The 353-nt window shown below is 70.5% G+C and carries 1 protein-coding gene; it reads left to right on the top strand.

The features are described from left to right. Positions 1 to 167: 167 nt before the first annotated feature. Positions 168 to 353, top strand: a 186-nt coding sequence (locus B3E43_RS14140; protein ID WP_292030580.1) for a S4 domain-containing protein, incomplete at its 3' end; no start/stop codon positions are given.

Here is a 353-nt window from a genome sequence, read left to right as displayed (position 1 = left end):
CCGGCCTCGGCGGCGGCGCGCGCCTCAGCGAGGGCCAGCTGCATCGCGTCCCATTCACTGGCCAGGGGGTCGGAGAGGGTCGTCACGTGGCGAGGTCCGGCGTTTCGTGCTTTAGAGGGCCTGTCTCGCCGGGAGGCGACACGATCCTTTTTAACGGAGCGGCCCGCATGGCTGAACGCTATTCTTCTCCCGACCCTTCCGACACCGAACGCGTGGCCAAGGTGCTGGCCCGCGCCGGCGTCGCCTCGCGCCGCGAGGTCGAGCGGCTGATCGAGGCCGGCCGGGTGGCGATCAACGGCGAGACCCTGACCACGCCAGCCGTGAAGGTCGAGCCGGGCGACATCGTCACCGTC

The sequence above is a fragment of the Brevundimonas sp. UBA2416 genome (genome assembly GCF_002343105.1).
Classification (GTDB): domain Bacteria; phylum Pseudomonadota; class Alphaproteobacteria; order Caulobacterales; family Caulobacteraceae; genus Brevundimonas.
The sequence above is the reverse complement of the archived record's forward strand: the minus strand, read 5'-3'. Positions and strand labels throughout refer to the sequence as shown.